General features: G+C 52.5%; 16 protein-coding genes and 1 pseudogene. All 17 read left to right on the forward strand.

Going from position 1 to position 14,596, the window contains the following annotated elements:
* The coding region (locus tag N7387_RS20160) for a phage major capsid protein (protein ID WP_279800803.1) at window positions 1-1,191 on the forward strand (1,191 nt) is incomplete at its 5' end.
* Window positions 1,192-1,232: 41 nt separating this feature from the next.
* Window positions 1,233-1,526: a head-tail connector protein gene (locus N7387_RS20165; RefSeq protein ID WP_279800804.1), complete on the forward strand. Its 294-nt coding sequence runs from the start codon at window positions 1,233-1,235 to the stop codon at window positions 1,524-1,526.
* A 10-nt stretch (window positions 1,527-1,536) separates the two neighbouring features.
* Window positions 1,537-1,863 (forward strand): phage head closure protein, encoded by a 327-nt coding sequence (locus N7387_RS20170; protein WP_112550268.1) that lies wholly within the window; start codon window positions 1,537-1,539, stop codon window positions 1,861-1,863.
* Complete coding sequence (locus tag N7387_RS20175) at window positions 1,856-2,305, forward strand: HK97-gp10 family putative phage morphogenesis protein (protein ID WP_279800805.1); 450 nt, start codon at window positions 1,856-1,858, stop codon at window positions 2,303-2,305. Before N7387_RS20170 ends, N7387_RS20175 begins: the two co-directional genes overlap by 8 nt.
* The gene (locus tag N7387_RS20180; RefSeq protein ID WP_279800806.1) at window positions 2,302-2,637 is read left to right on the forward strand and encodes a hypothetical protein; all 336 of its coding nucleotides are present in this window, start codon (window positions 2,302-2,304) and stop codon (window positions 2,635-2,637) included. Before N7387_RS20175 ends, N7387_RS20180 begins: the two co-directional genes overlap by 4 nt.
* 59 nt (window positions 2,638-2,696) lie before the next feature.
* On the forward strand, window positions 2,697-3,164 hold the full coding sequence (locus tag N7387_RS20185) for a phage tail tube protein (RefSeq protein ID WP_279800807.1): 468 nt from the start codon (window positions 2,697-2,699) through the stop codon (window positions 3,162-3,164).
* Window positions 3,165-3,167: 3 nt separating this feature from the next.
* Window positions 3,168-3,551: a phage tail assembly chaperone gene (locus tag N7387_RS20190; protein WP_112550265.1), complete on the forward strand. Its 384-nt coding sequence runs from the start codon at window positions 3,168-3,170 to the stop codon at window positions 3,549-3,551.
* Between the two features lie 11 nt (window positions 3,552-3,562).
* A complete protein-coding gene (locus tag N7387_RS20195; protein WP_279800808.1) occupies window positions 3,563-3,847 on the forward strand; it encodes a DUF4035 domain-containing protein in 285 nt (94 codons plus the stop codon).
* 25 nt (window positions 3,848-3,872) lie between these two features.
* Window positions 3,873-7,133, forward strand: a complete 3,261-nt coding sequence (locus N7387_RS20200) for a phage tail tape measure protein (RefSeq protein WP_279800809.1) — start codon at window positions 3,873-3,875, stop codon at window positions 7,131-7,133.
* Complete coding sequence (locus N7387_RS20205; RefSeq protein ID WP_036408196.1) at window positions 7,130-7,465, forward strand: phage tail protein; 336 nt, start codon at window positions 7,130-7,132, stop codon at window positions 7,463-7,465. The genes N7387_RS20200 and N7387_RS20205 overlap by 4 nt, the downstream gene beginning before the upstream one ends.
* On the forward strand, window positions 7,462-8,220 hold the full coding sequence (locus N7387_RS20210) for a phage minor tail protein L (protein ID WP_221721541.1): 759 nt from the start codon (window positions 7,462-7,464) through the stop codon (window positions 8,218-8,220). The genes N7387_RS20205 and N7387_RS20210 overlap by 4 nt, the downstream gene beginning before the upstream one ends.
* Window positions 8,221-8,222: 2 nt before the next feature.
* Window positions 8,223-8,924: a C40 family peptidase gene (locus N7387_RS20215; protein ID WP_279800813.1), complete on the forward strand. Its 702-nt coding sequence runs from the start codon at window positions 8,223-8,225 to the stop codon at window positions 8,922-8,924.
* 32 nt (window positions 8,925-8,956) lie between these two features.
* Window positions 8,957-9,559, forward strand: coding sequence for a tail assembly protein (locus N7387_RS20220; RefSeq protein WP_279800810.1), 603 nt, complete (start codon window positions 8,957-8,959; stop codon window positions 9,557-9,559).
* Window positions 9,560-9,592: 33 nt separating this feature from the next.
* Entirely contained in the window at window positions 9,593-12,769 is a 3,177-nt protein-coding gene (locus N7387_RS20225) for a host specificity protein J (RefSeq protein WP_279800811.1), read from the forward strand.
* Between the two features lies 1 nt (window position 12,770).
* A complete protein-coding gene (locus N7387_RS20230) occupies window positions 12,771-13,091 on the forward strand; it encodes a hypothetical protein (protein ID WP_163653249.1) in 321 nt (106 codons plus the stop codon).
* A complete protein-coding gene (locus N7387_RS20235; RefSeq protein ID WP_279800812.1) occupies window positions 13,088-13,774 on the forward strand; it encodes a hypothetical protein in 687 nt (228 codons plus the stop codon). Before N7387_RS20230 ends, N7387_RS20235 begins: the two co-directional genes overlap by 4 nt.
* A 382-nt stretch (window positions 13,775-14,156) precedes the next feature.
* Window positions 14,157-14,596, forward strand: a pseudogene (locus N7387_RS20240) (hypothetical protein); the annotation flags it as partial.

Genomic DNA, 14,596 nt, shown 5'->3' on the forward strand with positions numbered 1-14,596 from the left:
ATCAGTGAAGTGGCAAAAGAGCTGAAAGCGTCATTTGAAGAATTTAAGTCAAAAAATGACAAACGTATTGATGCCATCGAATCAGAAAAAGGCAGACTGGCCGAGTCAGTGGAAACTCTGAACGGCAGATTATCCGAACTGGACGAGCTGAAATCGTCGCTGGAAGCTGAGCTGGCGGCCGTGAAACGCCCGGCAGGTGGTGTGGCAAACAAAGATGTTGCTGAGCACAAAAGTGCATTCGAACTGTTTGTCCGCAAAGGTAAGGATGACGGCCTGGCCGAACTGGAACAGAAAGCCATGCAGATTGGTTCTGATCCTGACGGTGGTTATGCCGTGCCGGAAGAACTGGATCGCAATATTATTTCTGCTCTGCGTGACGAAGTCATTATGCGTCAGGAATGTAATGTTGTCTCAGTCGGCACACCGAATTACAAGCGCCTCGTGAATATGGGAGGTACCGGCAGCGGTTGGGTTGGTGAGACTGATGCCCGTCCGGAAACCAGCACGTCAAAACTCGGTACCATTGAGCCGGTGTGGGGGGAAATTTACGGCAATCCGGCGGCGACTCAGACTATGCTGGATGATGCCTTTTTCAACGTTGAGCAGTTCATTACCGGTGAACTGATAACTGAATTTGCAGCGCAGGAAGACGCGGCATTCACCAGCGGAGACGGCAGCAAAAAGCCCAAAGGATTGCTGGCCTACGGCAGTGATGATAAAGCGGATAAGGAGCGTGACTGGGGCAAATTGCAACACCTGTTGCTGAAGAAACCGACCGAACTGACCGCTGATGAAGTGATGAAACTGATTTATACCCTGCGAAAACCATACCGTAACGGTGCTAAGTTTATGATGAATAACAATACGTTATTCAAAGTGCGCACACTGAAGGATTCCCAGGGAAATTACCTGTGGCAGCCGGGCCTGCAATTGGGTCAGCCGTCTGCATTACTGGGATATGGTATTGCGGAAAATGAGCAGTTTGCTGATATGGCTGCCGGTGCTGTTCCGCTGGCGTTCGGTAACTTCAGACGCTGCTACACCATCCTGGATCGTATCGGCATCCGTATGCTGCGCGATCCGTACACCAACAAGCCGTTTGTGCATTTCTATACCACGAAGCGTGTCGGCAGCATGATGGTGGACAGTAATGCTGTGAAATTACTGAAAGCTGCAGGTGCAGGAGGCTGATTAATTACGGCGGCAGAGATGCCGCTTTTCCGGAGGGTTTCATGTCATTACCGACAATTGAAGAGCTGAAAATGCAATGCTATATCGATGGTGACCATGATAATGATCTTTTACTGCAATTTTTGAGTGCTGCCGTATCAGAAGTTGAGCGGGTCACTAACAGAAAGCTTACCCCGGAAAAACCTGATAAAGACGACCCTGATACCTTGTTTTTAAGTGCGGATATAGTGCTCAGATTAAAACAGATGGTCGGATTTTGGTATGAAAACCGGGAGGGGCAGTCATTACCGGACTCTTTGTACCGCCATTTAAGAGATTACCGGCGCAGGCCGTAAGGATGAAATTATGCAGGCTGGTCGTCTGAGACATATTGTTGTATTTCAGAGAGCTGAAATCACAATACTCCCGTCTGGCCAGAGAGAAAAGTTATGGGTTGATATTGGCCCGTCTGTGAATGCGGAAGTCAGACCCGTCAGTGGCCGGGAACTGCTGACCGCCGGAGCGGAAATGTCAGAAATCACTGTTCGTGTATGGATGCGGTACCGGCCGGATATTCATCCCGCATGCCGGATGGTATATCGCGGTCAGGTCTACGATATTCAGGCTGTGATCCCGGATGTGAAATTTACCCGGCTGGAACTGCTGTGTAAACAGGGGGTGAAAGATGGCTGATATGGGGCTGGATTTGTCCGGTTTTGCTGAACTGTCCCGTGATCTGGAATCACTCAGCCGGGCTGAAAATACCCGTGTGCTGCGGGAGGCTGCGAAAGCCGCAGCGGATATGCTGCGGGATGAGGTCCGGCGGAGCGCTCCTGTCAGGACCGGAAAACTGGCGCGTAATATCGTTACCGGCGGTCAGCGGAGCCGTTATAAAGGTGAGGTTGTCTCCGGTGTGTACATCCGGGGAACCAACGCCGCCGGAACCAACAGTGATAACACACTGAAAACCGACGACCCGCGTAATGCGTTTTACTGGCGTTTTCTGGAAAACGGCACATCCAAAATGGCACCACAACCGTTTATCCGCCCGGCATTTGACGGTAAAGCGGATGAGGCTGCGGATCTGGCGCTGAGCAAACTCAGTCAGGCTATCGATAAGGTGCTGAGCGGATGAAAGAATCTGATTTGTTTTCTTTGCTTGACCCGGTGCTGCCGGGCAGGGTTTTTCCGTATGTGGCTCCGCAGGATGAACCCAAAATTCAGCCGCCGTGGTGTGTTTTTTCACTTTATGATACCGGCGGCGATGTGCTGTGCGGCCGTGCTGAGACAATGACCAATATCCAGATTGATGTGTATGCAAAAACCATCGATGAAGCCCGCCGGATCCGTGAACTGTCTGTTGCTGCTGTTTCTCCGTTTTCACCGGCAGAGTTTACAGAAAAGCAGGGCTATGAAGCGGATACCTCGCTTTTCCGGGCCACGCTGGAGTGTCAGGTCTGGCAATAACGTAATCTTGAACAACAAGCTGCTGCGGCAGCTTTTTTTATGCTTACAGGAAAATAATCATGCCGAGCAAATATGAAAAAACGCAGGGCACGAAAATCAGTATTTCAAAGCTGCCTGCAACAGAAGTGAACCCCGCATCCGCAGAATTTCTGCCGCTGGCCTGTGCGGCCAAAGAGATCAGTTATACCGGTGGGCAGAAGTCGGATATTGATGTCACAACCCTGTGCTCAACGGAGCAGGAAATGACCAACGGGCTGGCCTCTCCGGGGGAAATCACGATCTTCGGTAACTGGTCACCGGATGAAGGTCAGGATGTTCTGCGTACTGCCTATGACAAAGATACTATTCATGCGTTCAAAGTGGAGTTTCCGTCAGGTAATGGTTATGCCTTCCTGGCTGAAGTCCGTCAGAACAGCTGGAGTGCGGCAACCAGCGGGCTGGTCACCGCGTCTTTCACGCTGCGTATGAAAGGTAAGCCTGTTCCGCTGAAAAACGGGGCGGTAACTGAGCCGGGAAAGAGGGAATAAGCCGTGGCGAATCGGAAACTGTCATTAAAAGAACTGGCACTCAGTCCAAAAAACGCCTTTCGTTCAAAGATGGTGAAGGTACCTGAATGGAGCGGCGTCACCGTTATTCTGCGGGAACCGTCTTCGGCAGCCTGGCTCAGATGGCGTGAGCTGATGAATACCGGCGCAGACGGGGATGAAAAATTGTCAGAGGCAGAACAGGCGCAGCGTAATCTGCGGGCTGATGTGGTGATGTTTTCTGACGTGCTGCTGGATGAAGATAAAGAGCGGGTGTTCAGTGATGATGACACGGAAACAGTGATGGCTGTTTACGGGCCGGTTCATGCCCGCTTACTGAAACAGGCACTTGATCTGATGACCACGCCGGATGAAGCGGAAAAAAAGTAGCACAGCCCGGGATGTTTTTTCTGATGACACTGGCACTCCGGATGGGGCGCACAGTGGATGAACTGACCAGAACGATGAGCGCCGGTGAGCTGACCATGTGGATGGCTTTTGACCGCCTGAGCCCGATCGGGGACATCCGCAGTGACATACAGACGGCCCATATTGTCTCATCGCTGTACGGCGCACAGGGCGGCAAACTCAGCCTGAATGATGCGAGGCTGCAATGGGGAAAAACGGATAGCGGTGAGGCAGGTGACGGGCTGGAGGGTTTTCTGAAATCGGTATCTGAAAGCTGATTGTACTGACATAGCAGAGGACGTAATGGCAAAGCTTCGTGAGCTTATTATTAAAATATCGGCAAATTCCTCCTCGTTTCAGTCTGAAATAGCGCGCGCCTCACGGATGGGGGAGAACTATTACCGGACGCTGGAGCAGGGCGGACGCAAAGCAGCATCGGCATCACGTGAAACGAAACGGGCAATCAGTGAACTGAATAATGAACTGTCATCAATAAAATCGACAGTAACCGGTGTCATGGGGGCCATGGCCGGTGCTTTTGCCACGCAGCAGCTTATCAGTTATGCCGATACATGGAGCCAGTTAAGCGGTCGCCTGAAACTGGCCTCTGTGTCTGCGGAGGATTTCAGCCGTGCTCAGCAGGAACTGATGTCGTTAAGTCAGCGTACCGGCACATCACTGGCGGCAAATACCAACCTGTATGCCCGTATTGCGCAGTCAATGCGTGATGCGGGTTATGCCTCGGGGGATGTGGCTAAAGTCACAGAAACGATTGCCACCTCACTGATTTTATCCGGTGCCAGTGCGGCGGAAGCCAGTTCCGTTACCACTCAGCTGAGTCAGGCACTGGCCTCCGGTGTGTTGCGCGGAGAAGAATTCAACTCCGTCATGGAAAACGGCGGACGACTGGCCAGACTGCTGGCAGCCGGAATGGGTACCACCATCGGCGGTCTGCGTGATATGGCGCAGAGCGGGCAGCTGACCACGGATAAAATCGTCCCGATCCTGACAAATACGGAGCAACTCAGAAAAGAATTTGAGCAGTTACCGCAGACCGTCAGTATGGCTTCGCAAAAGGTAGAAAACGCCTTTATGGCGTGGGTTGGCGGGGCTAATGAGGCGTCAGGTGCAACGAGTACACTGACCGGGGCGCTGAATGGTATTGCCGGGAATATAGACACCATCGCCACTGTTGCAGGGGCACTGGTCGGGGTTGGCCTTGCACGGTATTTCGGCGGGCTGACCACCAGTGTAGCCAGAGCCACTATCGGCGTGGCAAATGCCGCAAAAGGCGAGGTCGCTCTTGCGCAGGCCCAGCTGCGCGGAACACAAATTGCGGTTGCCAGAGCGCGTGCAGCAGAATACCGGGCACAAAAATCCCTGGCTGCTGCGCGCGGAACCGATGCACAGGCAGGCGCAGAAAAGCGGCTGGCAGCTGTACAGGCCTCCGTTGCACGCAATATAAATGCCCGAAATATCGCGCAAAATAACCTGAATAACGTCACATCTGTCGGTTCACGTCTTCTTGGTGGTGCGCTGGGGCTGGTCGGCGGTATTCCGGGGCTGGTGATGCTGGGGGCCGGTGCCTGGTACACGATGTACCAGAAGCAGGAGCAGGCAAGACAGTCCGCACTTGAATACGCCGCCACCATTGACCAGGTTCGTGCCAATCTTAATAAAATGACGCTGCCGGAAACCGCTGATAACTCCGGTAAAACCAAAGAAGCTCTGGCGGCGCAAAATAAACTGGTTGATGAGCAGCGTCAGAAAGTCGAGGGATTAAAATCAGAGATAGCTGGGTATCAGCAGATGCTGGCTTCTCCGGGACCAAGTATCAACGGCTATCTGATTAACCATCTGATCAGTCAGGAAGATGCGGTTAAATCCCTGGCTGCTGCGCAGGATGAGCTTTCGGTTGAACAGAGCAGACTTAATGAGCTGAGCAAAAAATCGGAAGAGATTCAGTCAGCACTGAAGGCGGTCGAAAGTCAGCGTGATTTTCTTATTCGTCAGCAGTCTGCTGCCCAGAATAATATGCGTCATTCATTACTGATGGTGAATGCGGAGCATAGTGAATTTAACCGGATAATGTCTGCCGGAAATCAGATCCTGACTAACCGTCTGGCTCTGGTTAACAGCCCGATGCGTATCCCGGCAGCGCCTCTCAGCGAAAAACAGCAGGATTTCATTCAGAAATCAGAGCGGGACAAAGAACTGTCCGCACTGACCGGGGAAGCCCGTGTTATCCGGCAGGCTGAGTTTGCCGCAGATGATATCGGTCTGCTGAATAAACCCGAATTTGCCGATAACCGGCAGAAATACATTGATAATCAGGTGGCAGCCTACCGGAATCAGGAAAAGCTGAGTAAGGAACTGAAAGCGGGTAAAAGCGCCCAGAGTGCTTTCAATAAAGAGCAGAAAGAAGCGGAACGTCAGGCGGAGCAGTATGCCCGCAAAATGGCGGATCTGAGTGTGGCCACGGAGGTTCAGAAAGTCAGGGCCACGCAGGGGGAAAAAGCTGCAGAGCTGTATGCGGCTGCGCATGAGGCCGGTACCAAATGGACGGATGAGCAGCGAAAAGCGATCCGCGCATCCTCTGTTGCCCTGGCGGAGTGGACACAAAAGGCCGACGAGGCGGTCAGAAAGCAGCGTGAAATGGATGATGCGCTGAAAGCGATGCGTGACGGTGCCCGTAAATTCAGTGATGAAGCGGAACAAATCGATAAAACCCGTGGGATGGGCGGAAACCGGCGCAGTTTGTATGAAGAACGCCAGCAGATTGATCGTGTTTATGCCAAATCTGATCAGGGAAAAAGTGCGACCGAAGCTTATAACCGGGAGATTGACGCGCTCAACCTGAAATATCAGAAAATAAAGGAAGTTCAGTCTGACTGGACCAGCGGGGTTACCCGGGGGATGGAAGACTGGGTTGCTGAGGCCGGAGACTATGCGGAGCAAACCGCATCTGCGGTACAGAGCGCCATGGGCGGTATGGTGAATAACATCACTGACATGCTGAACGGTAACAAAGCCAGCTGGCGCGACTGGTCTGTGGAAGTCCTTAAGTCTATCCAGAAAATTCTGGTTAACGCTGCGATTGTGAACAGTATTAAGTCCATGTCTGGTGTCGGTGGCTGGATTGGTGCTGTCGGTGACTTCCTGGGAGGTGCTGCGGCAAATGCCAAGGGCGGGGTTTATGACTCCCCGGGCCTGAGTGCGTACAGTAATCAGATAGTCAGCACCCCGACTTATTTTGCGTTTGCCAAAGGTGCCGGGCTGATGGGTGAGGCCGGACCGGAAGCGATTATGCCGTTAACACGGGCGGCGGATGGCTCTCTCGGTGTCCGGGCGATTGGCAGAAATCAGAATACCGGTTCTGCAGCACCACAGGTGTTTATTACCATTGACAGTAACGGCGGCAGCCAGACGCAGTCGTCAGCTGGTTATGAACAGTTTGGCCGGGAGATTGGGCAGTATGTAGACCAGCGTTACCGGGCGCTGATTAATACAGATCTGCGGCCCGGCGGTGCCATCTGGTCGGTTGCGAAAGGGGCCCGTCAATGATTGAAATTTTCACCTGGTGTCCCCGTGTTAATCCCACGGAGGACATCACCTATAAAACCCGCAGGGCGAAGTTCGGTGATGGTTATGAGCAGGTGTCCGGTGACGGTCTTAATCCCCGCAGCCAGAAGTGGTCACTGGAATTTACCGGCCGCGGGGAGTATATCGCGGCTATCCGTCAGTTTATCGACCGTCACGGCGGTATAAAGGCTTTTCAGTGGAAACCTCCGCTTGAGCCGGTCGGTCTGTACCGGTGCGACGAACATAAGCTCACCCCGCTCGGCGGTGACAACTATTCACTTTCTCTCACTTTTACTCAGGCATTTAAACCATGATCACAAATGACTACCAGAAGCTGGAACCGGGTAATGCCGTCCGGCTTTTTGAGGTTGACGGTACCGCATTCGGTGCGCCGGATATTTTGCGGTTCCATGCATACAACATCCCACATACAGAGGCAGAAATTACTGCCGCCGGTGGTGATCAGGAAAAATTACCGGCGAAATCCATCTGGTGGCAGGGTGAAGAGTACCGTGCGTGGCCGGTGCTGATTGACGGGATAGAGGCGTCGACCACCGGATCCGGCGCGCAGCCGAAGTTATCAGTGGCAAACCTCGATGGTTCAGTCACTGCGCTGTGTCTGGCATACGATGACATGCTGAAAGCGAAAGTCACGATACACGATACCCTGGCGCATTATCTGGATGCAGCAAACTTTCCGGATGGTAACCCGTCGGCAGATCCTACCCAGGAAAAAGTCTCGGTCTTTTATATCGACAGCAAATCCTCGGAAACCAATGAGGTTATCGAGTTTGATTTAGCCAGTCCGATGGATTTGCAGGGGGTACTGATCCCGACGCGGCAACTGCATGCAATGTGTACCTGGTGCATACGTGGCAAATACAAATCCGGTGACGGCTGTGATTATGCCGGGCAGAACGGGTATTTTGACAAACACGGCAACCGCGTGGATGACCCGGCACAGGATCAGTGCAGCGGTATGCTGAATACCGGTTGCTTCCCCCGTTTCGGGAAAAATAATCCGATCCCGTTCGGCGGCTTTCCGGGAACCTCATTACTGAGGAAATAATGATGCGTAAAAACATTCAGGCAGCTATTTTTGCCCACGCAGAACGTGAATACCCCCGAGAGTGCTGCGGGGTGATCGCGCAAAAATCCCGTGTAGTGAAATACTTTCCCTGCCGCAATGTCGCGGCCACGCCGGAAGAGCACTTCGTATTATCACCGGAGGATTACGCCGCTGCTGAGGATTGGGGTACGGTGACAGGTATTGTGCACAGTCACCCGGATGCCACCACTCAGCCGTCAGAACTGGATAAAGCACAGTGTGATGCCCTTGGCGTGCCGTGGTACATCGTCAGCTGGCCGGAGGGGGATCTGCGGACTGTTCAGCCGCGCGGCGAGCTGCCATTACTTGGTCGGCCGTTTGTGCTCGGGTTTACAGATTGCTGGGGGCTGGTCATGAGCTGGTTCCGGCAGGAACACGGCATTGAACTGCCGGATTACCGGGTGGATTATCCCTGGTGGGAGCAGGGTGAGAACCGTTACGCCGATAACTGGCGGGAAGCGGGGTTTATTCAGGTTGACGATCCGCAGCCCGGTGATGTCATCGTGATGCAGGTGCAGGCACCGGTCGCCAATCATGCCGGTATTCTGCTGCCTGATAACATGCTCCTGCATCACTTATACGGTCACCTGAGTCAGCGGGTACCGTATGGCGGTTACTGGCGTGATCGTACAGTGATGGTACTGCATCATGAGCAACTGATATGACCCGCTCCGGCGGGTTTTTTTACGGGGCAAATATGTCACAGGAAATTATGGTGAAAATTATACTCGGTGGTGTGCTGGGTAAAACCTTCGGCAAAACACATCAGCGCCTGGTCAGCACAACCTCCGAAGCGGTCCGTGCTTTATGTTGCACAATTCCCGGGTTTGAACGCTATCTGAATACCAGTAAATCCCGCGGCTTAACGTACGCGGTATTTCGCGGGAAAAAGAATATCGGGGTGGACGACCTCGGTTTTCCGGTGACGGATGATGTTATCCGGATTGTGCCTGTTGTGATCGGCAGCAAACGCGGGGGATTGCTGCAGGTTATTTTCGGGGCGGTGATGGTGGCAGCTGCGTTCTGGACCGGCGGTGCGTCAGTGGCAGCATGGGGAGCGCTGCATACCGGGCTGGCCATGACCGGTGTATCCATGATGCTGGGCGGTATTATCCAGATGTTGTCTCCGCAGCCGGGCGGTCTTGCCGTGAAAGACCAGGGCGAAAATAAGCCATCATATGCATTCGGTGCGCCGGTGAACACCGTTTCTCAGGGCTATCCGGTACCGCTCGGTTACGGTAAACGCCGCATCGGCGGCGCGGTTATTTCAGCCGGAATTTACGTCGAAGATCAGCAGTAACTTTCCCTTCAGTTATTCAGCAGGAAATCCACAATGACACAAATCACAGGCCGCAAAGGCGGCGGTGGCAGCCCGCGCACGCCCGTCGAACAGCCGGACGATTTACAGTCCGTAGCCAAAGCCAAATTGCTGATCGCCCTCGGGGAAGGGGAATTTGCCGGTGAGCTGACCGGGAAGACTATTTTTCTGGATGGAACTCCGCTGCTGAATGCTGACGGGTCGGAAAACTTTCCCGGCGTGGTGTGGGAATACCGTCCCGGCACCCAGGCACAAACCTATATACAGGGGATGCCGGCGGCGGAGAATGAAATCACGGTTGGTACTACCGTGCAGAGCAGCACACCGTGGGCGCATGCATTCACCAACCCGCAATTATCAGCTGTCCGCGTCCGCCTGAAATGGCCGTCCCTGTTCCGCCAGGAGGATAACGGGGACATGGTCGGTAACGAGGTGAAATACGCCATTGATTTGCAGACCGACGGCGGCAGCTGGAAGACCGTTGTGGACGGCCGGGTTAAGGGAAAAACCACTTCAGGCTATGAGCGGACTCATCGTATTGATCTGCCGCAGTCGGCCACATCCTGGACCCTGCGGGTGCGGAAAATCACCAAGGATGCCAACAGTGCGAAAATTGGTGACACCCTGGTGCTGCAGAGTTACACCGAGGTGATTGATGCTAAACTGACCTATCCGCACACCGCGCTGCTGTATATCGAGTTTGACTCAAAACAGTTTGACGGCTCTATCCCGCAGGTCACCTGCGAGCCGAAGATGCGGATCATCCGCGTTCCGTCAAACTATGACCCGGAGCGCCGGACGTATTCCGGTACCTGGGACGGTTCGTTTAAGTGGGCGTGGACCAATAACCCGGCATGGATATTTTACGATATCGTGATTTCCGATCGCTTCGGCCTGGGCGACCGTATCAAAATTCAGAATATCGATAAATGGGAACTGTACCGCGTTGCGCAGTATTGTGATCAGCCGGTACCGGACGGCAAGGGCGGCAGTGGTACTGAGCCGCGTTATATCTGTGATGTGTATGTGCAGGATCGCAATGAAGCCTATACGGTACTGCGCGATTTTGCAGCCATTTTCCGGGGTATGACCTACTGGGGCGGCAATCAGATTATCACCCTGGCGGATATGCCCCGGGATATTGATTACAGTTACACCAAAGCCAACGTGCTGGACGGTCGTTTCACCTATTCCGGCAGCAGCAGTAAGGCCCGCTACTCCTCCGCACTGGTGTCGTACTCGGATCCGCTGAACGGTTATGCCGATGCGATGGAGCCGGTGTTTGAAAATGAGCTGGTTTACCGGTTCGGTTTTCATCAGCTGGAAATGACGGCAATCGGCTGTACCCGGCAGTCAGAAGCCAACCGCAAAGGCCGCTGGGGGATACTCACCAACAACAAAGACCGGGTAGTGACATTCAGTGTGGGGCTGGACGGTAATATCCCGCAGCCGGGCTACATCATTGCAGTGGCGGATGAAAACCTGTCCGGGAAAGTCACCGGCGGCCGCGTCAGTGCGGTGAATGGCCGGAGTATCACCCTCGACCGCAAACCGGATGCCGCGCCGGGTGACCGGCTGATGCTGAATCTGCCGTCCGGAAAATCACAGGCCCGTACCATTCAGATGGTCACGGATAACGTGATCACTGTTACCACGGAATACAGCGAAACGCCGGAACCGGAATGTGTCTGGGTGACAGAATCAGACGAGCTGTACGCCCAGCAGTACCGGGTGGTGAGCGTGACTGAGAATGATGACGGCACGTTCACGATATCGGCGACCATGCATGATCCGGATAAATACGACCGGATAGATACCGGCGCGGTACTCGATGAACGGCCAGTCAGTGTTATTCCGCCCGGCAACCAGTTCCCGCCGAAAGATATCACCATCAGCTCTTACTCTGTTGTTAACCAGGGGATCAGCATTGAAACCATGCAGGTTACCTGGTCACCGGCAGAGAACGCGATTGCTTATGAGGCGCAGTGGCGGCGTGATGACGGTAACTGGATCAATGTGCCGCGCAATGCCACCACTTCGTTTGACGTGCCCGGGGTCTATTCAGGCCGCTATCTGGTGCGGGTCAGGGCGATTAACGCGGCGGAAATCTCCAGCGGCTGGGGATATTCAGAGGAAACCCGGCTGACCGGCAAGGTGGGAGAGCCGCCGATGCCGCTGAACTTCCGTGCGTCCACACTGGTATTCGGGATCAAACTGAACTGGGAGTTCGGGAAATTAACCGAAGACACCCTGAAAACTGAAATTCAGTACAGTAAAACCAACGACGGGCAGAATCTGTTACTGCTGGCCGATGTGCCGTACCCGTCCCGCTCTCACGAACTGGCCGGTCTGGCCGCCGGTACCGCGTTTTATTTCCGTGCCCGGCTGGTGGATAAAACCGGCAACCAGTCTCCCTGGACTGAGTTTGTGCGCGGCGTGGCCGAGTTCGATGCATCAACCATTATTGATGAAGTAGCCGCCGGGTTGGGCGATTCACAAATTATCAAAGACCTGCAGTCTCAGGCTGATGACAACTTTGAAGCTATCATCAACAACGCCAATAACGCCTACGGCCAGTGGGGCTACTGGCAGCGAGAAACCGGCGCGATGAAAGCAGAAATTATCGAAGTCCGCAACTACACGGTCACGGAAACAACGGCACTTGCAGAGAAACTGGATGCGGTACAGGTTAAAGCTGAAGACGGTCTGGCGCTGGCGCAGAACTCCATCCGCGCGCAGTGGGATATGGCATCCGGTCAGGCATCTGTGGTCCACGATATGAAAGTCCGGATCCGTTATAACGGTGAGGATTATTCCGCCGGTATGGTGATCGGGGCTGAGCTGAAAGGTGGTCAGGTGAACACCCTTATCGGTTTTAACGCTCAGCAGTTTGCGTTTTATAATCCGGTGAAAAAATCGATGGACATGTTCATGTACATGAAGGACGGACAGGTCTTTATGCGTGAGGCGTTCATTAATCAGGCATGGCTTAACAGTGTGGTTGTCACTGACAAAATGCAGTCGGAGAACTATGTGCCGGGTAAACAGGGTTTTATTCTGGATGCAAAGGCTAATAAATTTGAGTTCTTTGACGGAACAACAGCAAACGGTACCGGTATTACAGCGGGCGGTATTAAAGTATATGACAATAACCGGCTGACGGTCATTATTGGTGATATATCGGGGTATTAATATGGCTCACGGGATTATTGTATATGATGATCGCGGTAATAAAATATTAGATTCCGGTAAAAGACCCGGTCGATTCGTCGGTTGGCATGATATTAATCCTGCACCGGTCGGTCAGTTTAAATACAGCTGGGATCACCGGAACCTGCTCCCTATGGGGGAGATTTTTGTCTGGGTTAATCCGAGCTTTTGGTTCAATCATAACGGCTGGTGCGACTGCCGGGTTGAAAATGGCGTTATTATTTTTGAGGGTAATTTAAGGCGAAACGACGAACAGAGAGCCAGGGAAACTTATATGCGTATATTATATGGTGTAAAATCATGAAACACGGTTTTATATGTTTTGGTGACACCGGCCGGATGCAAATTGACGGTACTAATATAGCGTTAGGGTTAATCAGAAAGCAGTCGTTTCATTGTCCGAAAGTACAGGATGCCGGACAGGGAACCATCAAAGAAGTTTATTTTCCTGCCAGAGTTCATCCGAACACACAAATGATCGCAGCCAGATCATCATTCTGGGTCAGAATAGGCGGTCAGGCGTTTGACAATACGAATAACAATGCTTTTGTCTCGATGCCTTTCCGCGACGGTCCGGGCGGAAATATAGAAATCTGGGAGTTTGGCAACGCTCCTGTTAAGGTGCGTAATCAAAAAACGGGAATAGTTGTGATAAACCCGGTAACCAATCAGGTGGTATATAATACTAACTGGGGCGTTGCAAATATACTGCATGTTCAGCGGCTTAAACTATGGCCTGATACAATGTGGTCTATGACAATGCCTAATAATGGTAATAACTGTGCAGTTGTATTTGGCGGTGGTGCTCAGAAAAGAACAAATTATGATGAATATATGGAATTCGAGTCTTATTTCTGGCGAATGAACGGTTCTAAACTGGAAGTACGTCTGTTGGTTGATACGTATTCCAGACCGCATGCGTCACAATCTTTTGAATCATGTGATATACCGCTATATATAATGATAATAGATACAACGGGGATATAAGAATGAGTATATCAAAATTAATCACATTAGCTGCAATAACCACGCTGACAGCCTGCAGCCATAACGTATACACCAAACCAGTGGATTGCACCGGCATATGTTTGAGGGGCTGGATAACCGGCATTACTCAGCTAAGCTGACAAAATATGCGCCGGACAGTAAACGGTTTTTCAGTACAGGTGATCCTGTTCTGGGGTTACATGGTTGGATCCGCATGGATACGTTTGACAAAATTACATGTGTTAAAGGTAAGAGTACAGAGGACTGATTATCACCATTACCTGTCGCTTACTTCAACCCGCAAAAACTAAAATCAAAATGAGTAATTTCCACCAACAACCGCTCCGGCGGTTTTTTTTCGTCTGAAATTTAAGGAAACCCCATGATTTACACAGACGGCACCGTAGCCATTAAAGCTGGCTCACCGATTGTGACCGGCACCGGTACGCAGTGGAAAAAGAACATTCACGGTGTGGCACCCGGCCAGCTTATCTGTATTGAGAACAGCACAGCACCAGTCAGCATGATGATCCGCGCGGTAAACAGTGATACAGAACTGGTATTGTCATTCAATGCTCCGGTAACGCTCAGCGGCGCGAAATACTCTATCGCCACCACGGTACCGGACACCATTTCAGATGCGGCCCGCACCATGTCAGCCAATCAGGGTTATATCGTTTACTTTCTTCAGGCAATGCAGCAGTGGATGACAGACACCGGCCAGGTGGAAATTGAATTGCCGAACGGCCAGAAGGTGACGCTGGAGGATTTAAAAGGGCTGGCCTCACAGGAATGGGTTAACTCATTTATTAAAAAGGATTC

This window comes from Morganella sp. GD04133, from assembly GCF_029835375.1.
Classification (GTDB): domain Bacteria; phylum Pseudomonadota; class Gammaproteobacteria; order Enterobacterales; family Enterobacteriaceae; genus Morganella; species Morganella morganii_B.